The organism is Bacillus cereus group sp. N8, assembly GCF_016483685.1.
In the GTDB taxonomy this organism is placed as follows: Bacteria; Bacillota; Bacilli; order Bacillales; family Bacillaceae_G; genus Bacillus_A; species Bacillus_A proteolyticus.
In genome coordinates this window covers 105,429-126,258 of the sequence record NZ_JAEHBK010000006.1, presented here as the reverse complement: position 1 = coordinate 126,258, position 20,830 = coordinate 105,429, and the positions used below count along the sequence as shown (strand labels likewise).

The following is a 20,830-nucleotide window of genomic DNA, read 5'->3' as shown; positions in this document are numbered from 1 at the left end:
GGGCATGCCTTTTTTTATGCTATAACGTTTCCGAATTCATATGAATAAATATAATAATACCTGCAACCATCAGTACCATAATGCTACCTGCAAATAGTGTAATGCCAATAAACATTAGGCTCGTACTTACATCTATCGAAATACTTTCAGTAAAAATAGAAATTACATACGTGATAAGGGCAATTCCTGCAAGAATACTTCCTGGAACAAATCGCTTTAAGCCATTTTGTTTTAACGTCATATATGCAAAAATAGCAGTCATACAAAGCGTAATTATCCAAAGAACGATCATCTCTTTTCCCCCCTCACAAGCCTTTTCTTTCTATTATACATGACATTGCCCTATAATAGGTGAATTTGCACTTATGTGACATATAACAAGGAATCACCAACAAATATAGCGAAAGCATTACAACATGAAAATATTCTTTATAAGGGAGTGTTCATAATGATCTGGATTTCACTAATTATATTAGCCTATTTCATCATTCTCGTCCCAATACAGTACAACTACATTAAAGTACTCAAGGACAAACAAAAGAAAATGAATGTGTCACAAAATGAACTACACGACAAAATGTCTTATGAAGAATCCCAAGTACATCATCATTATCAAAGTAACGTATTTACAATACCTGCTTCGCTTGTCACAAGTATTATTTATAAAGTGAAACATGCAGCATAATATGTACGCTGTAAAATTATTGTTTGAATCTGTTCATTCAGGTGAGCCTGATCCTACTAAAATTGATGAGTATTATGAAGAAAATCACGATACACTTTTTGAAGAAAGTATTCTCCTTGTTAAAGCAAACGACCTAGAGGAAGCTCACGAATTAGGCGAAAAAATCGCTATGCACTCTGAAGAATCGTACGATAATATGTACGGCGAACAAGTAACGTGGAAATTCCGAAAAGTGCTTCATGTTTTCGAGTTAGACGATACGCCATTTGATACAGGAAAAGAATTGTACGCAAGATTTTTACATGTTAAGAAAAATAAAACTGTAGATACAGTAGTAAAAAAATACTACCCTGAATAAGAATAAAAGCTCACAGCAATCGCTGTGAGCTTTTTTATTCTTACTTCGTTGAATCTCTAAATTGGATACGGTGAGGTAAAATAACAGTGTGATCTTCCACTTTTTCTTTGTTCATATACTTTGTTAATAGACGCATTGCTACTGCACCGATATCATACATTGGTTGTACAACTGTTGAAAGCTGCGGGCGTACCATTAATGCAAGGCGTGTGTTATCGAAGCCAAGCACTTCTATATCAGTTGGTACGTTTAATCCAGCGTCTTGTGCTGCATGGATTACACCTAGTGCCATTTCATCAGAAGATACGAAGATTGCTGTTGGCTTCTCATCCATGCTCCAAAGCTTTTCAAATGCTTCGATACCTGAATCATATGTGTAATCTCCATCGATTACAAGATTTTCATCATATGAAATACTTGCTTCTTCTAAAGCTTTTTTATAACCTTGTAACTTCTTCGCGCTTCCTGCTTTATCAATGAAAGGACCAGAGACGAAACCGATACGTTTATGTCCTTGCTCAATAAAATGCTTCATTGCATCGTAAGCTGCTTGTGTATAATCAATATTTACTGATGGCGTTTCATTTTGCTCATCAAATGATGCTGCTAATACAATCGGTACTGGAGATTTTTTGAATTCTTCAATGTGAACATCTGTAATATCTTCACCCATGAAAACAATCCCGTCCACTTGTTTCCCAAGCATCGTATTTAATAAGTGGAACTCTTTCTCTTTGTTTTGGTCAGAGTTACTTAAAATGATGTTATATTTGTACATTGTTGCGATATCTTCAATTCCACGAGCAAGTTCTGCATAAAACGTATTTGAGATATCAGGAATAATAACACCCACTGTAGTTGTCTTCTTACTTGCTAGTCCACGTGCTACCGCATTTGGGCGGTATCCTAAACGATCAATTGCTTCTAATACTTTCTTTCTTGTTGTAGGCTTTACATTTGGGTTACCGTTCACAACACGTGATACGGTAGCCATTGAAACGTTCGCTTCACGAGCTACATCATAGATTGTTACGTTCATCTCTTCGCACACTCCTTCTATTTATGTTATCTATTTTTATGTATCGGTTCACTTGAATGAAAAAAAGACATCAACTCTATTTGCAGATGCCAACAATCGTCCCGAGTTCTTCCTTTTACTAATGATACGATAAAAACGCAGGCTCATACAATATTTTCCCGCAAAAGTTTCGAAAAAATTCGCTTCTTTTCTCGTATTTTCGTATTTTTTATGCAAAAAAGGGCAATTTTTGTAAAAAGTCTATGTAACAAAGGCTACATAGACTAAAAAATCTTTTTATAATTTACTTCCGAATGCTTTTAATTCTTTCATAAACTCATTGAATTCTGGAATATCCATTTGTTGTGATGCATCTGATAATGCAACTGCTGGGTCCGGATGTACTTCAGCCATAATAGCATCAGCACCAATTGCCATAGCCGCTTTTGCAGCTGGTAATAGAAGGTCACGTCGCCCTGTAGAATGCGTTACATCGACAACGACAGGTAAATGTGTTTCTTTCTTTAAAATTGGCACAGCGGAAATATCAAGCGTATTACGCGTTGCTGTTTCATATGTGCGAATACCTCGTTCGCATAAAATGATATTACCGTTCCCCTCTGCCATAATATATTCTGCCGCATTAATAAATTCTTCAATTGTTGCGGATAAACCACGCTTTAATAATATCGGCTTATTTACAGCACCAGCTGCTTTTAATAGCTCGAAGTTTTGCATGTTGCGAGCGCCAATTTGAATAACATCAACATAATCTAATGCCATTTCAATATCATTCGGATTTAAAATTTCACTAATAACAGCTAAATTATATTCATTTGCAACTTGGCGTAAAATTTGCAATCCTTCTAATCCAAGACCCTGAAAATCATATGGAGATGTACGAGGTTTAAAAGCGCCACCACGCATTAGTTTCAGACCTTGCTCTTTCATTGCTTCTGCAACTTGGCGTACTTGTTCATAGCTTTCTACAGCACATGGTCCCATAATAAAATGTTGGTTTCCTTCGCCAATTTTCTCTCCATTAATCTCCACAATCGTATCTTCTGCTTTTTTCTTACGAGAAACAAGTAGCGCTTTGCGATGATCGTCTTCTTGTAGTTCTAAACCAGCTTGAAAAATTTGTTTAAAAATATGTTGTAAAGTCGACGTTTCAAATGGACCATTATTATTCTCCGCAATTAAATTCAACATTTCTCTTTCACGTACAGGATCAAAACGTTTCACACCTTGTACTTCTTTTAAGTTTCCAACCTCTTGCATGAGACGGCCTCTTTCATTCAATAACTCTAATAATTGTAGGTTGATTTGATCGATGCTAGAACGTAATCGATCTAATTCTTGTGATGCCATAAGAAAGCCACCTCTTTTAAATTTCTTCATTAACTTTTTTAAGATAACTTATTATAGCTGATACATAAGAGGTTGTCACACGATATACAACATAGAATAATGTATGAAACAGATAGAAAAAAGGCGTGGAAATAGCATAATAAGAAAGCAGAAAATCCGTAGTATAAATTTAAATTACTGTATTCCGGAAAATTTATAAAATAAAAAAGACAGCTTAAAAACTGTCTTTTTTATTTTATAGGAAAGAAACGAACGGTTTATCGCTGTTTTTCTCTTTTATAATAACAGCCTCGATTTTACTCTCAGACTTTATTTGTAATTGAACTTTAGCATCTTTAGGGAATTTTTCTAACATACTTTGAGCAGCCATTTGAGAAAGCGCCATTAATTCTGACTTACCATTATATTTAACGACAATATCCATCTTTAATTTATCCATCTTATTTTGCTTATAAGAAATCTTAGCATTAACAGGGATATAATCTCCTGGAGAGAATTTCTTTATTGCTTCTGAAAAATCATCTAACTTTTTATTGTCTTCTCCTTGTGCTCCCGCAAATTCTTGAGAAGGATACGAATACGATTTTTCATCAATAGTATCCCAATTTCCAAGGTTAGTCTCGTTCTTTTGAACCGTAGCGCTTGAAATATAAGTACCATTCTTTAAAGAGCTTGTGCTTTCTTGCTTAAATATAGCAAACGTAATCGGAGATTTGTTATATTTATCATTTTTATTAATTGCTTCTATAAGTTGCTTGGCAACTTCAGTCCCTTTAGAAATAGCTTCCTCATTAGATACACTTGAAGACATAGATAAACCAATAACTACACCAGATAAGCTTAGTTCATTTGAATTCTGTTTGCCGAAGTAGTCCTGTTCTATAATATTAGTCAAAACTGGTACTCCTTGTTTCGTAACTAATTCATCAATTGTTTTCTCTGGAATATATTGATTTAATTGTAATACGTAATTTTCTGTATCGAATTGTTTTGAAGCAATATTCATTAAACCATTTTCATATTCTGCTAAATCTAGTTTAGAATTAGTTTTAACATTAACTGTATTAATTACCTTTTGTTCTTTTAAAGGAATAACAGTTCTATAGTAATCCTTAGAAACAGCAGTTCTTGGGATCATACTTTTTTCTTTCGTATCTTTCTGTACAACTTCATCTTTCTTCTCAATAGTATTATTGCTGCAAGCCCCCAGTAATACACTTAAGCTTGCGATGAATAACGCCATTTTCTTCATTGCTTAAAACCCACTTTCAAAAGTCAATTTACTTAGTTTTAATGTATCTATAGTGTACCATAAATATATTGCAACAAAATAAAAAAGAAGCAAGCCCTTCGCTTGCCTCCCCCTATTTTACATTCTCTTCTAAAGCTTCTTTTTTAATATTCCAGTGCGATGTATGCCATACTACCATTCCATCTTTTATGTATAACACTTGCGGAGATTCATGCTTAATGCTGTACTGCTCTGCAACATGGTTCGAAACATCTCTCGCCTCTTGTACGTATAAGTAATATGCTGGTACTTCTCTTTCTTCACGGCAATACGCTTGAAACTCAGTATATGCACCGTGACTAATTGGGCATGTCGTACTATGCTTAAAAAGAACGTAAGGCTCGTTCTTTTCTACTAACGCTTCAAGTTCTTCAATCGTTTCAATCTTCATCATACTCATCGTTACTCACCTCTCATACGAAGTCTAGAGCGCTTCTCTCTCTTTTCAGCCTTCTGCTCAGCTCTCTCAAGTTTACGCTCTTCTTTTTCAACCTTTTTCTCTTGTCTCGTAGCACGGTAATGGTTGTATACTTCAATTGCTGCACTGCTCCATTGCACAACTTGTGCTACTTTATCTGCATTATTTTCAATTTCGTCCGTAACAGACTCTGATACATTGCGAAGCTTCGTATTTAAAGAGTGAATCGTCGTTCCGATTCCATCCACACCTTCTACTACTTTATTTAGCGACTGTGACTTCTGTTGAATATCATCAGCTAACGCATTTGTCTTATGTAATAATTGCTCCGTCTCTACACTTATTCCTTGCATTTGCTTTTCTAAACCCTCTAACGTGCTCGCAACATTTTCTAACGTTTTCTGAACCGATAACAACGTTCTGCATACATACACTACTAATACAGCGAAAGCAACCGCAATAATAGCCGCACTTACATATAAAAGAACTTGCATTTCATCACTTCCTTTATCTTTTTCATACTTTCTCCCATTATACAATCATTTTCCGTTTCGTTCTAATCCCTATCTTTTCATTAGAATTTTCATACTTATTCGTTAACTTTAACATAAATGATTCAACAAATTCCACTAAGTAGGTTACAATAGGAGAGGATACATAATTAGTAGGGAGGCTTTACATATGAAAGATCCACGCATTGAAAAGTTAGCATACAATTTAATTAACTACTCTATCCGCTTACAAAAAGGCGAAAAAGTATTAATTGAAAACTTTGGCTTACAAAAAGAACTTGTAACTGCACTTGTAAAAGAAGCATATGCAGCTGGTGGTTTCCCATTCGTTTCTTTAAAAGATCATCAAGTAGATCGCTCTTTATTAATGGGGGCTACTGAAGAACATTTCGAACAAATCGCTGCATATGAAGCAAGCGTAATGAAAGATATGGACGCTTATATCGGTCTTCGCTCTGGCGATAACATTAACGAACAAGCTGACGTGCCAAGTGAAAGAATGCAAATTCACGGTCAAACAGTTGGTAAGAAAGTTCATAGAGACATCCGCGTTCCGAAAACGCGCTGGGTTGTTCTTCGCTACCCAAATGCTTCTATGGCGCAGCTTGCTAAAATGAGCACAGAAGCTTTCGAAGACTTCTACTTCGAAGTTTGTAACTTAGACTACGGTAAAATGGATAAGGCGATGGATAGCCTTGTTACATTAATGAATAAAACAGATAAAGTTCGCCTAACTGGTCCTGGAACTGACTTAACATTCTCTATTAAAGACATTCCAGCTATTAAATGCTCAGGTCATTTAAACATTCCAGACGGTGAAGTATACTCTGCACCAGTTCGTGATTCTGTTAACGGTACAGTTTCTTACAATACACCATCTCCTTACAACGGTTATACATTTGAAAATGTACAACTTAAGTTCGAGAATGGCCAAATCGTTGAAGCAACTGCAAACGATACAGAGCGCATTAACAAGATCTTCGATACAGACGAAGGCGCACGCTACGTTGGTGAGTTCGCAATCGGCGTAAATCCATACATCTTACATCCAATGGGAGACATTCTATTCGATGAAAAAATTGATGGCAGCTTCCACTTCACTCCTGGACAAGCTTACGACGATGCATGGAACGGTAACAACTCGAACATCCACTGGGATTTAGTATGCATCCAACGTCCTGAATACGGCGGCGGCGAAATTTACTTCGACGACGTACTAATCCGTAAAGACGGACGCTTCGTTGTACCTGAATTAGAAGCTTTAAACCCAGAGAACTTAAAATAATATGAAAAAGCGCTCGGAATTCTATCCGAGCGCTTTTTCATTAATACTCTAATAATTTTTTAGCCACATCTTCTGGTACTTTAAAACTATTTTTATTTTTTAGCTTATTAATTTTCAATTCAACCTCAACATAAGGAACATCTTTATATACTGTCATAGTACCAATTTCATGTAACTCTTTTTTATCTTTACTCGAATCCAATAATTTTGGTGTATCCTCTTGATACATTTTAAACGTTTTCCCTTGCGGAGTATCCATAGGAGCCGATTCCATTTCCCACTCATCCATTTTGATTAATTCAAACAACTTTTTGATTTCTTTCTTATCGGTAATTGTTTTTTTATCACTCGAATCAATAAGGGATTCAACTTCAATTTTTTGTGCCTTTTCTAAGCTAACTTCAGACTTCTCTTGCTTCGCACTACATCCTATGAAAAGAACGGATGCCGTTAATAGAAGCAAAAATAACATACAGATTTTTTTCATTTCTAATCCCCCTGCACTATAAAGAGCTATGTTTCTCATTCTTCATTTGCTGCGAATGGAAATAAAATAAAAGTGTCACTGCAATAATCCCTATCAATATTGGGACATATAAAGGCAAGTCCCATTTAATATATACTCTAGTGCAAATAGCAAGCACCAGCAAAATTTCCAAACAAAATAAAGTGAAGGCTTTTACGGGCAGTTGATCTCCCACCTAACTTCCTTGCTCCTGCCGAATTTTGAGGTGGGAGTCTTACTGCCCACAAATAGCGGGGTAAAGATTTTACATATTTCATTTCTTACCTACAATTTCTATTTTCACATATGGATTTTCTTTCTCAATAAGCGCCAAGAATTCATTCATATCTTGCGGCATCCCAATCATATGTACCTTATATGCATTCGTCGTAATTTCAAGAGACTTCCCAACTTGGCGAATAATTATAATATCTTTCAATACAACATCTTCATTTAAAACGCCGTATTTTAGCACACCATTTTCTACTTTATGTTTTTTAATAAATATTTCCCAAACGAGAGGGCCATTTACAATGATGCATAACCCCATCCCAATTAGAGCTGAAACCCAATCCCCTTTTCTTGTAAAGAACATTACAATCGGATATACCACCATAAAAGCTAACGTTAGACTAACGAGAATTATCGCAGACTTACTTCTTTGAATCGGAAAGTTCATACCCACACCCCCTATCCAAATTATACCATCATTTCCATTTTAATTAATAAAAAAAGATCATTTATGAATGACCTTTTTAAATAGTATACCTATAAAATTTCTTATCTACCTCTAACACTGGAAAACTTTTTGGTAACTCTTCTACATTCACACTTTGGAAACCATTCTTTTCATAAAAACGATGCGCCGCTAAAAATTTCACTGTTGTTCCCAAATAAATATCTTTCAGCTTTTTATTCTCAGCCCACGAAATCGCTTTTTGAAGTAGCATATGTGATGCGCCCCATTCTTTTCCGCGAAACTCTTTTTTTACGAACATTTTTCTTAGCGCTACTTGCTGACCCCCAATATCTAATAAAGCTACTGTTCCAACTACTTTCCCATCATAAGTCGCCACCCAAAAGTTTCCGTGATTCCTTTGATAGAACGTTTCTATTTCTAATAAATCAGGCTGTTCTTCTTTCGTAATCGGGACATTGTACTCTTTTTGCTGAATATGAACGATAAGATTTACTACTTCCTCTTGAAATTTACTTTCATACGGAACAATATGAATCTTCTCGTTCATCGAATCTCCTTCCATTCTGAAGCTAGTAAACTGTATACAGCGATATCGTGGAAGTGATCGTATAGCCATTCTTCATCTCTTAAAATACCATCTAACTTAAACTCTAAACGCTCTGGAATAGCGCGGCTTTTTGCATTTTCAACACCGCATCTGATTTCAATTTTATTCAGCTTTAAATTTTCAAATGCATAGTGAAGTACAGCCTTCACGCTACGCGTCATAATACCTTTCCCGCCAGCATCTTCTGCAAGATAATATCCGAGACTCGCTGCTTTCTTCCCCCAACTCACTGGATGAATACCTACCATACCAACAAGCTTTCCTTTATAACGTATGCCACTTTCAAAACCGTCTCCCTCTGCAAATTTCTTTAACCACATCGGGCAAATCTCATCATAAGCATCAGCAGATTTCGTCCCATCTACCCAAGGAAGCCATCTTCTTAAATAGGTACGATTCTGATCTATTAATTCATATAGTCCCTCTTTATGATGTTTTTCTAATAGTTGTAGTTCAATTTCATCATCTACTCGAAGTGTGAACATGTTTTTAGCCCCTTTTAATTTTCTTTTTATTCTAACATTTTCGATTAAAGGAATGCACCATAATATATCAACAATTTTTAAAATATATCGAACACAAATGCAGTTACATCGACTTACCGACTAGATTCGACAACGCTGTTCACCCAAAACCGCACAAAAAAGACGCACAGCCAAGCTATGCGTCTTTTCTATTACTTCTCTGCAACTTGAACTTCTTTTACGTAAGCTGCTTCGAATTTTTGGATGTCTCCTGCGCCCATGAAGATAAGAACGCCGTTTTTATGTTTCTTTAATACATCCGTTGTTGTATCTGTAATCAGCTCTGCACCGTCAATACGCTTCTGCAGATCTCCAATTGTTAATTCACCTTTGTTTTCACGTGCTGATCCGAAAATATCACATAAGTATACTTGGTCAGCTTTACTTAAGCTTTCCGCGAACTCATCTAAAAATTTCTCTGTACGTGAGAATGTATGTGGCTGGAATACAGCGACAACTTCTCGCTCTGGATGTTTTTGACGAGCTGCTTCAATCGTTGCATTAATTTCTGTCGGATGGTGTGCATAGTCATCGATGATAACTTGCTCTCCCATTGGCTTTTCATTAAAGCGACGTTTTACGCCTTCAAAAGTTGTTAGCTGATGCTTAACTGCTTCTACATCAACGTTTTCATAATGGCAAAGCGCAATTACTGCTAATGCATTTAATACGCTGTGATCGCCATATCCTGTGATTTTGAACGTATCATAATACGTATTACGAACAAATACATCGAATATAGTACCATCAGTTCTCTTTTGGATGTTACGTGCTTGGAAATCATTATCTTCTCCAAATCCATAGAAAATAACAGGTACTTTCGCTTGAATTTTTTGAAGTTCTTCATCATCACCACATGCAATAATGCCCTTTTTCACTTGCAATGCCATCTCTTGGAATGCACTGAATACATCATTGATGTCTGAAAAATAATCCGGGTGATCGAAATCAATATTTGTCATGATTGCATAGTCTGGATAGTAAGACAAGAAATGACGACGATACTCACAAGCTTCAAATACAAAATACTTACTATTTTCTACCCCATGCCCAGTTCCATCTCCAATAAGATAAGATGTTGGGTGTGCGCCTTGCATTACATGGGCTAACAAACCTGTAGTTGATGTTTTTCCATGTGCACCAGTTACAGCAACACTTGTGTACTGATCCATAAGATCACCTAAGAAATGATGGTAACGATGTACTGGGATATTTAATTCTTTTGCTGCTACGATTTCTTCATGCGTATCAGGAAATGCATTTCCTGCGATAATCACTTGTCCTTCTTTAATATTATTCTTATCAAAAGGAAGGATGGAAATACCACGCTTTTCCAATGCTGTTTGTGTAAAGAAACGCTTTTCATAATCAGACCCTTGAACAGTATGCTTCATGTCATGAAGAATTTGCGCTAATGAACTCATTCCTGTTCCTTTAATTCCTACAAAATGGTAAACTGTCATCTTAAAGAACCTCCAACATTTCGAACTAATACAACGGCCTATCTATAAGACAGTATATGAATCTTTTCTTATTTTGGTAATCATCATACATTTCTGATGAAGCGAAGTTTTCTTTAATCTTCACTTATCAGGATAACCACGTACGTACTTCTTTTTATGTCCATAACAAACTTATTATAGCAAAAAACCAGCTGTTATACTATGATAACAGAAAAACTGATAGGGTCAATCACCTATCAGTTTTTCTCATTTTTACATATCTTCTTTTGTTTCTAATTGAACACGCTCTAGACGTGGATTTGGACGGTATTTACGACCTGCTTTTGCTTCTGGTTTTCCATTTAATTCTACGTTATCACCAGTAAAGCCAATATTCATTTTTAATAAGCTACTTCCTACTCCATATATATCGACAGGAACATTTTGAGCTTCGAATTCACGAATACGCTTCTCATCAAATCCACCAGTTACAACGATATCTACATGTTGGAACCCTTCCTCATCAAGAGCTTTACGAAGTGCAAATACAAGCGATGGATTTACACCACGTGGATCAAATGTTCCAAGTACTTCTGGGTGACGAATGAAGTATTGATCAATCATTGTACGAGACGTATCGACACGCACACCTTTTAATGTTGATCCAAATTCACGAGCTACGCGAAGTGCATCTGTAATGACATCATTATTGTAATCAATTAATACAACTAATTCATCTTCTGGGAATTTCTTATGATACGCTTTTGCAGCTTCAACAACATCACCATTAAACATTTGAATTAATGCGTGAGGCATCGTCCCCATACCACTTCTGCCCCACCACTCATTCATTGCATGCGTCGCTTGTGCGCTCATACCTCCGATGTATGCCGCATAACCGTCACCAGCTTGTTGCGTATAATGATCATCACGATCTCCCATGAAAATAACTGGTTTTTCTTTATCTACACTACGTGCAGCTTGGACAACATTATATACGTTTGTCGCAACTGATGTACGACGAGCTAAAATCCCATCAATTACACCTTCTAAAAATCCGAAATTTTCATAAGGACCATGAATTGTTAAAACTGTTTCAAACGGACTAATATTATCGCCATCCTTTAAAGAATGAATTTCTAATTCCTCAGGATTTTTGGCAAATGTTTGTAGCAATGCGATTACCTCATCTGTTCCGCAAAGAACTGCATGTTCCTTTTGGAAAAACTGCATTGTTACAACACTTTTCGGGCGAAATTCTTCAATGATTTCTCTAGTTTTTAAAAAGTAAACGGCAGAGAACCATCCTTCTCCAACTCGCTCGTCAAATTTAAATGTTCTATTTGTTAGTCGATTTATTTCACCTTTTAATTTTAATTCAATTTCTTTCATGTCGCTTTACTCCCTACTTTACTATCCAACATTTTCTATTAGTATACAGCAAAACCGTTTACTATACATTTGTTTCCTGCATAGCAGCGAATTCATCCTCAGAAATAAGGACATCTCTCGGTTTCGTTCCTCTTCCTTCAGAAATAATCCCTTGCGATTCCATCTCTTCAATTAGACGTGCCGCGCGATTATAACCGATGCGGAATTTTCGCTGTACAGAAGATGTGGACGCTCCCCCTTGTTCTACAACAAATTGACATGCATCAAAGAACAATTCGTCTTCCGACTCAGCTTGTTCTGTTTTCGCTAATAAATCCTCTTGCTTAAATAAGTAGTTCGGCTTCATTTGCTTTCTCACATGATCAACTGTTTTCTCAATCTCATCATCCGATACATATACACCTTGTACACGAACCGGTTTAGACGTACCGTTTCCTAAGAATAACATATCACCACGACCAAGTAATTTCTCCGCGCCCCCAATATCGATAATCGTACGCGAATCAACTTGAGATGATACTGTAAACGCAATACGCGTTGGAATGTTTGATTTAATTAAACCTGTAATAACGTCTACAGATGGTCTCTGCGTCGCAACTAATAAGTGAATACCACAAGCACGAGCTTTTTGTGCAATACGACAAATCGCTTCCTCAACATCACCAGGAGCAACCATCATTAAGTCCGCTAACTCGTCAATGACGATTACAATATAAGGTAACGTCTCACCTGGGATTTCTCTCCCACTTACAATCGTATTGTAACGAGTTAAATCACGAGCACCAGCATGCGCAAACAATTCATAACGACGTTCCATCTCTTCAACTGCCCACTTTAGCGCAGCTGTTGCTGCTTTTACATCAGTAATAACAGGTGCTACAAGATGTGGAACAGAATTGTATGGTGCAAGCTCAACCATCTTCGGATCGATTAACATTAACTTCACTTCATGCGGTTTCGCTTTATATAAAATGCTCGTTAAAATTGCGTTAATACACACACTTTTCCCAGAACCTGTTGCACCCGCAATAAGTCCGTGTGGCATTTTCCGAATATCAGTTACAATTGGATCGCCTGAAATATCAAGCCCGAGCGCAACTGTAAGCGGTGATTCGCTCTTTGTAAACACAGGACTTCTTAAAATTTCACGAAGAAATACTGGCTTACTTTCCTTATTCGGAACTTCAATTCCAATCGCACTCTTCCCTGGAATTGGCGCTTCAATACGAATATCTTTCGCAGCTAAGCTTAACTTAATATCATCACTTAAATTTGTAATTTTATTTACTTTCACACCTGGGTCTGGCTGTACTTCAAAACGAGTTACTGCTGGACCTTGCGATACGTTAATAACATGTGCACCAACATGAAAATTATTAAACGTTGTATCTAATAATTCTTTCTGTTCGTCCAACCATTCCGTATTATCTAACGCTGCTTGCTGTGGAATTGACAACAATGTTAATGGCGGAATTGCATATGTCGGTGGTGTTTGCAATACATTTCGCATATCGTTCTCTCTTTGATTTACAACATATGCTTTCTCTTGTACTTCCGTACTTGAATTTGGCTTTTGTACTTGCTCTACCACTACTTGTTGCACTGGTTTTTCTCCCACTTGTGGTTCTACTACTACTTGCTGCATTAGTTGTTCTTCCACTCGTGATTCTACCACTACTTGCTGCACTCGACGTTCTTCCACTTGTGGTTCTACTACTACTTGCTGCACTCGACGTTCTTCCACTTGTGGTTCTACCACTACTTGCTGCATTGGCTTTTCTTCCACTTGTGATTCTATTATCTCTTGTTGCATCTGTTGTTCTTCTACTTGGTGTACAGGCTTATTCTCTACTCGTTCACTCATAGAAGGTTGCATTGCATTCATTCTAGCCGCATGTCTTTCCACTAATCGCGCTCTATCTTGTTTTAACATAACAACATTAAATGGTACATGACGCTTTTTCTCACGTTTTGGCTCTTCTTTTTGTACAACTGGTTGTTCTTCTGCAATTAAAACATTCGCAAAGCTTTGAACATCTTTCTTCGTTTGTTCATCAGCATCAGCACCATGTATGAATTCATTCTTTTGTTCAATTGCTTCATTTAACAACATTTCTTGCTGCGTTTCCTCAAGTGCTACAGGTTCCGCTTCTTCTGGTTCTTCGGCTTCCGCAATTACTTCCACTTCTTCTGGCTCTTCGGCTTCCGCAATTACTTCCACTTCTTCTGGCTCTTCGGCTTCCGCAATTACTTCCACTTCTTCTAACCCTTCGGCTTCCGCAATTACTTCCACTTCTTCTGGCTCTTCGGCTTCTGTAACTTCTTCAAATTCTTCTGGTATTTCCACAATAATTGTTTCTTCAAGTTTTTCTTCTGCTTTGACAATCACTGCTTCTTCTGGAATTTTCTTTTCTACTTCAATAGTAGCTTCTTCTATTTCTGTATTACGTTTAATTTCTTCTGATAAGATTGTACCCTCGTGCTCTACTTTAGAATCTACTAATTCTTCTTGTAGAATGCTTTCGTTTAACACCACTACATCTTTTTCTTGCTTTGCATCTCCCATACGCTCAGTTACCGTTTTACGAAGTAATTCATCCACTGAAACTTCCTGCGGTGTATTTATTTCTTGAACTACTTCTTCCTCTTCTACTAAAGGCTCTTGGCGTTCAATTTCATAACCGTTTTTCTCTAGCCATTGATCAACAACTGATTTTTCTTTCTTTTTATCTTGTTGAATAACTCCTTCATGACTAGGAGAAGAATTCGTTGCTTGCCCTTCTGAGAAATCAGATAATGTATATCCTTTTTTCTCTAACCATGCATCAACGACTGATTTGCCCTCTACAGATATTTCAAGATCTTCTCTTTCCTGTTCTTCCTCCTGCTTTTCTACCTTTTTCTCTACAGAAGGACGATTATATCCGTAAATTGGCGAAATCATTTCTGTTGGACGAAATGGTCTACGGTTATTTTCTTGCGACGGTACGGATGCTTTTTTTACGACAGGTTCTCGCTGCGGTTCATATTGCACTTCCGGCTCTTCATATGTAGAAACTACCTTCTCCACATATGGTCGCCTACTTCTTTCCACTTTTATTCCTCTTTGAGTCGGCTGATTTTCATATACTCCTCTTTGAACAGGTTGTTCTTCAAAGTGGGGTAATTCTTTTACATCATCCTCTTCAAATCCATCATCTGGTATTAATGGAAAACGGCATTTACCTGCGTTCCTACTTGCCATTTGTGCTTCTCTTGCTTCAGTGTAGTGGTTTACACGAGGAATTTTCGGCTGACTTTCAGTTTGCTTTGGTACTTCTTTATTCATCGCTGTTTGTTCTTCCTCTTTGTTAAACAGCTTTTTCATCCAATCTAACATGCTTACCACTCTTTCTACTAAATAGTAACATCCTTTATTGTATCAGCATTCGGCAAAAAGTGCAGGTAAAATTAAGCATGTCATATTTATCCATAATATTCTAATTTACGAGTGTTTTCATATAAAAAAACGCAATCTCTCATGTAAGACTGCGTTTAAGCTTTACTCTTTCGATATTCATCTACACTATCCGTTACACTTTGCAATAAAGAATTTACATACTGTGGGTCAGATAATTTTTTATCTTCTTCAGGGTTTGACATAAATCCAAGTTCTAATAGTACACCAGGAACTTTTGCCCAATTAAATCCAGAAAGATCGTCCCTGAATTTAATCCCATTTACTTTCACCTGATTGTTTTCTCTCATTTTATTTACAATCGTTTGAGAGATTTGAAGACTTTCCGCATAAATCTCTTTCGTAAACGGACTTCCTTCTGCCGGCGTCAATACAGCAAATCCACTTTGATTTGGATTTTCAGAACCATCTGCATGAAGGCGCAAAAATAAATTCGCTTTATGATCATTCGCGAATGTCGCTCGTTCCTTATTACTTATATCAACTTCATGCGACGTTCGCGTCATCAATACTTGCATTCCTTTTGCTTCAAGCTTTTCTTTTAATATAAAAGCCATTTCTAATACAAGGACAGCCTCTCTCTTGTTCGTCACAACACCTGTTGTACCATCTGTCACTTTATATTTCTGTGTTGTTGCCCCTGGTCCAATCGGCTCTAAATTTAAATTCGCCTTTTGTTGATGCCCTGGATCAATAACGACGAGAAACTTTTCTTGTTTTTCCTTACTCTCTACTTTTTGTTCATTATTTTGCATAAGTTGCTCAGTTGGCTGCGCTGGCGTAGTTTCCTCTTTCTTTTCCTCGGCCGGCACTTCCTCCTGCTTATGTTCCACTTGCTCATTCGTTTGAATTGCCTGCGGTTCTTCTTGCTGCTTTTCTACCGGTGCGTCTTCCTTTTTATCATCATTTTTTTGTTGTACAGAAGATGTTGTTTCCTTTTTCGGCTCTTCTTGCGAACAACCTCCCATATATATTCCAATGAATGCAATCATGCTCATTATTTTTATATACCTCATGCTTCTCTCCCATCACTTTGCACCGGACTCAAAGTTCTTCTTATAATTGTTTTATAACATCATCCATATTTCCAATATAAACAGGCTGCCACGTTTCTGTACCACGCTCTGCAGTATAAACCGGATAAACGTCATCATCCACATTCACGAAAACTGGATCGCCCATATCCGTTTCATATCCGATCGCAATCCATCCTTCTTGCCACTTCCCATTTTCTTCACTTATTAATGAATTTTTATGTTTATCATATCGGTAACCGACTTGCCCTTTTTCTAATTCACTTTCGCTAAACAAATAAATTTCATAGGAACCTAACTCGATATCTTGCTGTTTTGAAGTTTCAATTCGTTTCAGAAGTTCTGCAATTTTCGGTTGTTGTTTCATACGTCTATCCCCTTCTTTTTTCTAAATTTTACCTAATACATTTTCAAAATACAATATAGATTTTGAAGAGAAACGTTACAATTCTAAGAATTTCGCATAAAAAAATAGCCCCACATATTGTGAGACTACTTTTTCTTATATCAATTAAAATTTAAATTCTTGTCCAACTTCAAAGCTATCTTCTAATACAAGAATACCTTTTTCTTGTGGAGCGTCTGGAAGCTCTAATTCACGTGCAGAGCAAATCATTCCAGAAGAAGGAACACCGCGAAGTTCAGCTGGTTTAATTAACATACCGCTTGGCATTACAGCACCAATTTTTGCAACAACAACTTTTTGTCCTGCATCAACGTTTGGTGCACCACATACGATTTGTAATGTTTCTGTACCGATTTCTACTGTACAAATGTTTAATTTATCAGCATTTGGATGCTTCTCTTTTTCAGCTACATAGCCTACAACAAATTTCGGCGTGAAATCAGCTTCTACTTTTTCTTCAAAGCCATTCTTTGCTAAAATGTCGTTAATTTTTTCAACAAACTCTTTCGTTAATGTAACGTTTCCGTTATCTGTTACTTCTACATAAGAAGATGCATTAAAGATGTTGAATCCTGCTGTTACGTTGCTTTCACGATCGTATACGCGAGCAACATCTCCTTTGCGGTCAAATGTACGGTTTTCTAAAGTAATATCTTGTAAGGTAACAATTAAAGTGTCACCAATTCCTTCAAGGTTGTAAAAAACGTTCACTTCGTTCATCCTTTCTCTTTTCCATCTGTCTTCTTCCGATTCTTCGCTAAAATAAAGATTGGTTCGAAGTCCCCATCTTCATATACGAATGAAAGTGATGTAATCGGAACATGCCCTTCGGCAAAAAATTTCATTGTCATTTGTGCAATAATATCATAACCGATTTCGTTGACGATATCAGCAATAATTAATACATCTTGGTGAGGAACTGCCACAACCATGTCACCAGAAATCTTTTCACGCATCGATTGTAGTAACGATTCGTTTAAAATACGAGTCGCATCATACCCATCATTTGTGTTTAAAAAGTAGAATGTATTACCTGCTACTGTTTCCTGCTGAAATTCATAACCTAATGAGCGAGCATTAAATAATGCCATTTCACGTACTTGCTGCTCTGTAAGCTCTAATTTTTGCAATAAGCGTTCATCAATTAATCGATACGTTTTATTAGAATCTAGCGCATAGTAAATACGTGTTTCCGCCGTGTGGTCCGTCATAATAAACGGATTTCCTTCCTCTGATTGTTTCGGGAAAGAAGTAGAGCGAATAACAGGTAAAATTTTCGCCGTGCTATTTTCTTCTTTATGCATTGCAATTAGCGCTTCTTGTACGTAATAAGCGACCTCTTCAATCGCTTTTTCTTTGTTCACTTCCCATTTTGCTACTACTCCTGGAAGTGATACGTTAATACCTTTTTTCGAGTCTGTTTGTTCAATACGAAGGACTTCTTTCTCGCTATCATAATGAAAGTCCCATTCTGGTCGAGATAATTTCTTCATTAACTCGTCTTTCATCTTTTTACTTGTCATTTTCATCTCTTTTTCCTCCCTTCCAAAAAAATAACCTCCCCCGCGAAGGTAGAGGTTGTTTTTACAATTCAATTGGCTAATTGTCTTATTTTAAACCTTCAATAAACTCTTCGATTTGCTCTTGTGTTTTACGATCTTTGTTTACATAGCGTCCAGTTTCTTCACCTTTATTGTACGCTACAAAGCTCGGAATGCCAAATACGTCTAATTTCACGCATAGATCAATAAACTCATCACGATCTACATAGTAAAATGAGAAATCACTATACTTCTCTTCTACTTCTGGCATAAACGGATCAACGAAACGGCAATCTGGGCACCATTCTGCTGAGAACATGAAGACTACATTCTCTTCATTTTTTAATTCTTGGAATTGTTCCATGCTTTCTAATGATTTCATCTATATTTCCTCCTCTAACGAGTGCACTTTTTCACACTATAATCTTTTCTTTATACTACCATACATCGCGCATGGTGCAAGGTTTATGCTTGCTTTTCATCATACTTATATTGCCCAACAAGTAACTTAACAACGTGCACAAATAATTCAGTCCGATCGACATAATCATCTGTAAAAATACCGATAGCACCTTCGTGACTACGAATATCTTTTCGCTGCACAAACTCTTCCATCACTTCACTTAGCTCTTTTCCTTCTTCAAGAGGTGCTAAAAAATCGTCCGGTAACTTAATACGTGCCCCGCCAGCAACAAATGTTTTCCCATCACTTGTCGCTAGCGCGCCCCAGTTACACATAAATAAACCGTGCGTTGTTTTCATTACGCCGCCTTCTAGCCCAATACCGATTTGAGCTTCTCCTTCCTGCAGCGCTCGCTTCGCTCTATTTACCGCTCCTTGCATCGTCTCTTCATCTGAAAATGGTTGTGCCGATACTCCCGACGGAACAGAAAGGGACATAATCGTAACATCTTTCCAAACCTTCTCCACAGCCCCAACCTTCGTTTTATTCTTCGATCCAACTACTACCTTCATTTCTTTCACCTCTATAAAATTCATCATTTCGTCTTAATAAAACCACTCTTTATACGTGGTACGAGCATCTATTAAAAACTAACCGCTACCACTCATCACTGGGTCATCTATTCAACCTAAAAAAAGAAAGGCTCTTCAGCCCTTCCTCTTTATGCGTTATTCTTAATCGTCTCTAACGTCGTCTTATCCGTCGCTCTCACAAGCTTCGTAATTAGTTCCTTCGCAGCTGCATAATCATCAACATGCAAAATAGAAGCATGTGTATGAATATAGCGTGCACAAACACCAATTACTGCTGATGGGATACCAGAGTTACTTGTATGTACACGGCCTGCATCTGTACCACCTTGTGAAATAAAGTATTGGTACGGAATGTTATGTGTTTCAGCTGTATCTAAAATGAATTCGCGCATTCCTCTATGAGTTACCATTGTGCGGTCATAAATACGAAGAAGAGCACCTTTTCCTAATTGACCGAACTGCGTTTTATCACCAGACGCATCGTTTGCTGGACTTGCATCAAGCGCATAGAAAATGTCTGGCTGAATCATATTTGCAGCAGTTTGGGCTCCGCGAAGACCTACTTCTTCTTGTACAGTAGCACCAGAGTATAATGTGTTTGGTAATGTTTCATCTTTTAATTCTTTTAATAACTCGATTGCAAGGCCACATCCATAGCGGTTGTCCCAAGCTTTCGCCATAATTTTCTTTTCATTTGCCATCGGCGTGAATGGGCAGATTGGCACGATTTGTTGTCCAGGCTTTACACCAATCTCAATCGCATCTTCATAACTATCTGCACCTATATCAATTAACATATTTTTTATATCCATCGGTTTTGCACGTTGCGCATCACTTAATAAATGAGGAGGAATTGAACCAACAACCCCAATAATAGGACCATTCTTCGTCATAACTTGTACGCGCTGCGCTAATAACACTTGGCTCCACCAGCCACCTAACGTTTGAAAACGAAGCATCCCATTTTTCGTAATTTGGGTAACCATGAAACCTACTTCATCCATATGACCTGCTACAAGAACGCGTGGGCCAGTTTCGTCCCCTTTTTTCAGACCAAATACGCTACCTAAACCGTCTTGCACAATTTCATCAGCATATTTGCTTAATTCTTGCTTCATAAAACGGCGCACATCATGTTCAAAACCTGATGCACCTTGTAATTCTGTTAACGTACGAAATAATTGTAATGTCTCTTTATTCACGAAGTCCCCTTCTTTCAAACCTTAGTAGAATACCTCTTTTATTGTAACGAAATTTTCGAAATGTTTCTAGTTTCTTCTTTTTTAGT

Annotated in this window: 24 protein-coding genes; 3 read left to right on the top strand and 21 right to left on the bottom strand. The window is 37.1% G+C overall.

Going from position 1 to position 20,830, the window contains the following annotated elements:
* Positions 1-19 precede the first annotated feature (19 nt).
* Positions 20-292: a DUF3917 domain-containing protein gene (locus tag JDS80_RS12070; RefSeq protein WP_071748348.1), complete on the bottom strand. Its 273-nt coding sequence runs from the start codon at positions 290-292 to the stop codon at positions 20-22.
* 156 nt (positions 293-448) lie between these two features.
* Here JDS80_RS12070 and JDS80_RS12065 point away from each other — a divergent pair, with 156 nt between their 5' ends.
* Both JDS80_RS12065 and JDS80_RS12060 read left to right on the top strand, forming a co-directional pair.
* Entirely contained in the window at positions 449-685 is a 237-nt protein-coding gene (locus JDS80_RS12065) for a DUF3949 domain-containing protein (protein WP_199638583.1), read from the top strand.
* Between the two features lies 1 nt (position 686).
* Entirely contained in the window at positions 687-1,043 is a 357-nt protein-coding gene (locus JDS80_RS12060) for a DUF4288 domain-containing protein (RefSeq protein WP_199638581.1), read from the top strand.
* A 40-nt stretch (positions 1,044-1,083) separates the two neighbouring features.
* Here the strand turns inward: JDS80_RS12060 and ccpA are convergent, their stop codons facing one another.
* From ccpA to JDS80_RS12035, 5 genes are all read right to left on the bottom strand, one after another.
* Positions 1,084-2,082, bottom strand: coding sequence for a catabolite control protein A (ccpA, locus tag JDS80_RS12055; RefSeq protein ID WP_199638579.1), 999 nt, complete (start codon positions 2,080-2,082; stop codon positions 1,084-1,086).
* Positions 2,083-2,358: 276 nt separating this feature from the next.
* Positions 2,359-3,432: a bifunctional 3-deoxy-7-phosphoheptulonate synthase/chorismate mutase gene (locus tag JDS80_RS12050; protein ID WP_199638576.1), complete on the bottom strand. Its 1,074-nt coding sequence runs from the start codon at positions 3,430-3,432 to the stop codon at positions 2,359-2,361.
* Positions 3,433-3,667: 235 nt separating this feature from the next.
* Complete coding sequence (locus JDS80_RS12045) at positions 3,668-4,684, bottom strand: CamS family sex pheromone protein (RefSeq protein ID WP_199638574.1); 1,017 nt, start codon at positions 4,682-4,684, stop codon at positions 3,668-3,670.
* Between the two features lie 112 nt (positions 4,685-4,796).
* Positions 4,797-5,123, bottom strand: coding sequence for a bacillithiol system redox-active protein YtxJ (ytxJ, locus tag JDS80_RS12040; protein WP_071748352.1), 327 nt, complete (start codon positions 5,121-5,123; stop codon positions 4,797-4,799).
* Positions 5,124-5,125: 2 nt separating this feature from the next.
* A complete protein-coding gene (locus JDS80_RS12035; protein ID WP_083595995.1) occupies positions 5,126-5,635 on the bottom strand; it encodes a DUF948 domain-containing protein in 510 nt (169 codons plus the stop codon).
* Between the two features lie 187 nt (positions 5,636-5,822).
* Between JDS80_RS12035 and JDS80_RS12030 the strand changes: the two genes are divergently transcribed.
* Positions 5,823-6,938 carry an aminopeptidase gene (locus JDS80_RS12030; protein ID WP_000654739.1) on the top strand — a complete coding sequence of 372 codons (1,116 nt, stop codon included), beginning with the start codon at positions 5,823-5,825 and terminating at the stop codon, positions 6,936-6,938.
* A 40-nt stretch (positions 6,939-6,978) separates the two neighbouring features.
* Here the strand turns inward: JDS80_RS12030 and JDS80_RS12025 are convergent, their stop codons facing one another.
* The 15 genes from JDS80_RS12025 to JDS80_RS11960 all read right to left on the bottom strand — a co-directional run bounded on the left by JDS80_RS12025 (position 6,979) and on the right by JDS80_RS11960 (position 20,744).
* The gene (locus JDS80_RS12025; RefSeq protein ID WP_199638572.1) at positions 6,979-7,425 is read right to left on the bottom strand and encodes a hypothetical protein; all 447 of its coding nucleotides are present in this window, start codon (positions 7,423-7,425) and stop codon (positions 6,979-6,981) included.
* Positions 7,426-7,441: 16 nt separating this feature from the next.
* Positions 7,442-7,627 (bottom strand): hypothetical protein, encoded by a 186-nt coding sequence (locus JDS80_RS31440; protein WP_242477357.1) that lies wholly within the window; start codon positions 7,625-7,627, stop codon positions 7,442-7,444.
* A 90-nt stretch (positions 7,628-7,717) separates the two neighbouring features.
* Positions 7,718-8,122 (bottom strand): PH domain-containing protein, encoded by a 405-nt coding sequence (locus JDS80_RS12020; protein ID WP_199638570.1) that lies wholly within the window; start codon positions 8,120-8,122, stop codon positions 7,718-7,720.
* Positions 8,123-8,198: 76 nt separating this feature from the next.
* Positions 8,199-8,690, bottom strand: coding sequence for a GNAT family N-acetyltransferase (locus tag JDS80_RS12015; protein ID WP_199638568.1), 492 nt, complete (start codon positions 8,688-8,690; stop codon positions 8,199-8,201).
* Entirely contained in the window at positions 8,687-9,235 is a 549-nt protein-coding gene (locus tag JDS80_RS12010) for a GNAT family N-acetyltransferase (RefSeq protein WP_199638566.1), read from the bottom strand. Before JDS80_RS12010 ends, JDS80_RS12015 begins: the two co-directional genes overlap by 4 nt.
* Before the next feature lie 191 nt (positions 9,236-9,426).
* On the bottom strand, positions 9,427-10,737 hold the full coding sequence (murC, locus tag JDS80_RS12005) for a UDP-N-acetylmuramate--L-alanine ligase (RefSeq protein WP_199638564.1): 1,311 nt from the start codon (positions 10,735-10,737) through the stop codon (positions 9,427-9,429).
* Between the two features lie 252 nt (positions 10,738-10,989).
* Positions 10,990-12,108, bottom strand: coding sequence for a nicotinate phosphoribosyltransferase (locus JDS80_RS12000; RefSeq protein WP_000658379.1), 1,119 nt, complete (start codon positions 12,106-12,108; stop codon positions 10,990-10,992).
* 61 nt (positions 12,109-12,169) lie between these two features.
* Complete coding sequence (locus JDS80_RS11995) at positions 12,170-15,487, bottom strand: DNA translocase FtsK (protein WP_199638562.1); 3,318 nt, start codon at positions 15,485-15,487, stop codon at positions 12,170-12,172.
* Positions 15,488-15,642: 155 nt separating this feature from the next.
* On the bottom strand, positions 15,643-16,581 hold the full coding sequence (locus JDS80_RS11990) for an N-acetylmuramoyl-L-alanine amidase (protein ID WP_199638561.1): 939 nt from the start codon (positions 16,579-16,581) through the stop codon (positions 15,643-15,645).
* Between the two features lie 40 nt (positions 16,582-16,621).
* Positions 16,622-16,966 (bottom strand): thiamine transporter, encoded by a 345-nt coding sequence (locus tag JDS80_RS11985; RefSeq protein ID WP_199638560.1) that lies wholly within the window; start codon positions 16,964-16,966, stop codon positions 16,622-16,624.
* Between the two features lie 144 nt (positions 16,967-17,110).
* Positions 17,111-17,725: a YtpR family tRNA-binding protein gene (gene ytpR / locus JDS80_RS11980; RefSeq protein WP_001006779.1), complete on the bottom strand. Its 615-nt coding sequence runs from the start codon at positions 17,723-17,725 to the stop codon at positions 17,111-17,113.
* Positions 17,722-18,534 carry a DUF1444 domain-containing protein gene (locus JDS80_RS11975; protein WP_199638559.1) on the bottom strand — a complete coding sequence of 271 codons (813 nt, stop codon included), beginning with the start codon at positions 18,532-18,534 and terminating at the stop codon, positions 17,722-17,724. The genes ytpR and JDS80_RS11975 overlap by 4 nt, the downstream gene beginning before the upstream one ends.
* Positions 18,535-18,613: 79 nt before the next feature.
* Positions 18,614-18,928, bottom strand: a complete 315-nt coding sequence (locus JDS80_RS11970) for a thioredoxin family protein (protein WP_000838192.1) — start codon at positions 18,926-18,928, stop codon at positions 18,614-18,616.
* Between the two features lie 83 nt (positions 18,929-19,011).
* The gene (locus JDS80_RS11965; protein WP_199638558.1) at positions 19,012-19,521 is read right to left on the bottom strand and encodes a DUF84 family protein; all 510 of its coding nucleotides are present in this window, start codon (positions 19,519-19,521) and stop codon (positions 19,012-19,014) included.
* A 149-nt stretch (positions 19,522-19,670) separates the two neighbouring features.
* Complete coding sequence (locus JDS80_RS11960) at positions 19,671-20,744, bottom strand: M42 family metallopeptidase (RefSeq protein ID WP_071748390.1); 1,074 nt, start codon at positions 20,742-20,744, stop codon at positions 19,671-19,673.
* Positions 20,745-20,830 lie beyond the last annotated feature (86 nt).

What these genes read in the sequence shown, in the direction of transcription:
- JDS80_RS12070 (WP_071748348.1), bottom strand. Translation starts at nt 292, where the DNA reads ATGATCGTTCTTTGGATAATTACGCTTTGTATGACTGCTATTTTTGCA.
- JDS80_RS12065 (WP_199638583.1), top strand. Translation starts at nt 449, where the DNA reads ATGATCTGGATTTCACTAATTATATTAGCCTATTTCATCATTCTCGTC.
- JDS80_RS12060 (WP_199638581.1), top strand. Translation starts at nt 687, where the DNA reads ATGTACGCTGTAAAATTATTGTTTGAATCTGTTCATTCAGGTGAGCCT.
- ccpA (WP_199638579.1), bottom strand. Translation starts at nt 2,082, where the DNA reads ATGAACGTAACAATCTATGATGTAGCTCGTGAAGCGAACGTTTCAATG.
- JDS80_RS12050 (WP_199638576.1), bottom strand. Translation starts at nt 3,432, where the DNA reads ATGGCATCACAAGAATTAGATCGATTACGTTCTAGCATCGATCAAATC.
- JDS80_RS12045 (WP_199638574.1), bottom strand. Translation starts at nt 4,684, where the DNA reads ATGAAGAAAATGGCGTTATTCATCGCAAGCTTAAGTGTATTACTGGGG.
- ytxJ (WP_071748352.1), bottom strand. Translation starts at nt 5,123, where the DNA reads ATGAGTATGATGAAGATTGAAACGATTGAAGAACTTGAAGCGTTAGTA.
- JDS80_RS12035 (WP_083595995.1), bottom strand. Translation starts at nt 5,635, where the DNA reads ATGCAAGTTCTTTTATATGTAAGTGCGGCTATTATTGCGGTTGCTTTC.
- JDS80_RS12030 (WP_000654739.1), top strand. Translation starts at nt 5,823, where the DNA reads ATGAAAGATCCACGCATTGAAAAGTTAGCATACAATTTAATTAACTAC.
- JDS80_RS12025 (WP_199638572.1), bottom strand. Translation starts at nt 7,425, where the DNA reads ATGAAAAAAATCTGTATGTTATTTTTGCTTCTATTAACGGCATCCGTT.
- JDS80_RS12020 (WP_199638570.1), bottom strand. Translation starts at nt 8,122, where the DNA reads ATGAACTTTCCGATTCAAAGAAGTAAGTCTGCGATAATTCTCGTTAGT.
- JDS80_RS12015 (WP_199638568.1), bottom strand. Translation starts at nt 8,690, where the DNA reads ATGAACGAGAAGATTCATATTGTTCCGTATGAAAGTAAATTTCAAGAG.
- JDS80_RS12010 (WP_199638566.1), bottom strand. Translation starts at nt 9,235, where the DNA reads ATGTTCACACTTCGAGTAGATGATGAAATTGAACTACAACTATTAGAA.
- murC (WP_199638564.1), bottom strand. Translation starts at nt 10,737, where the DNA reads ATGACAGTTTACCATTTTGTAGGAATTAAAGGAACAGGAATGAGTTCA.
- JDS80_RS12000 (WP_000658379.1), bottom strand. Translation starts at nt 12,108, where the DNA reads ATGAAAGAAATTGAATTAAAATTAAAAGGTGAAATAAATCGACTAACA.
- JDS80_RS11995 (WP_199638562.1), bottom strand. Translation starts at nt 15,487, where the DNA reads ATGTTAGATTGGATGAAAAAGCTGTTTAACAAAGAGGAAGAACAAACA.
- JDS80_RS11990 (WP_199638561.1), bottom strand. Translation starts at nt 16,581, where the DNA reads ATGAGGTATATAAAAATAATGAGCATGATTGCATTCATTGGAATATAT.
- JDS80_RS11985 (WP_199638560.1), bottom strand. Translation starts at nt 16,966, where the DNA reads ATGAAACAACAACCGAAAATTGCAGAACTTCTGAAACGAATTGAAACT.
- ytpR (WP_001006779.1), bottom strand. Translation starts at nt 17,725, where the DNA reads ATGAACGAAGTGAACGTTTTTTACAACCTTGAAGGAATTGGTGACACT.
- JDS80_RS11975 (WP_199638559.1), bottom strand. Translation starts at nt 18,534, where the DNA reads ATGAAAATGACAAGTAAAAAGATGAAAGACGAGTTAATGAAGAAATTA.
- JDS80_RS11970 (WP_000838192.1), bottom strand. Translation starts at nt 18,928, where the DNA reads ATGAAATCATTAGAAAGCATGGAACAATTCCAAGAATTAAAAAATGAA.
- JDS80_RS11965 (WP_199638558.1), bottom strand. Translation starts at nt 19,521, where the DNA reads ATGAAGGTAGTAGTTGGATCGAAGAATAAAACGAAGGTTGGGGCTGTG.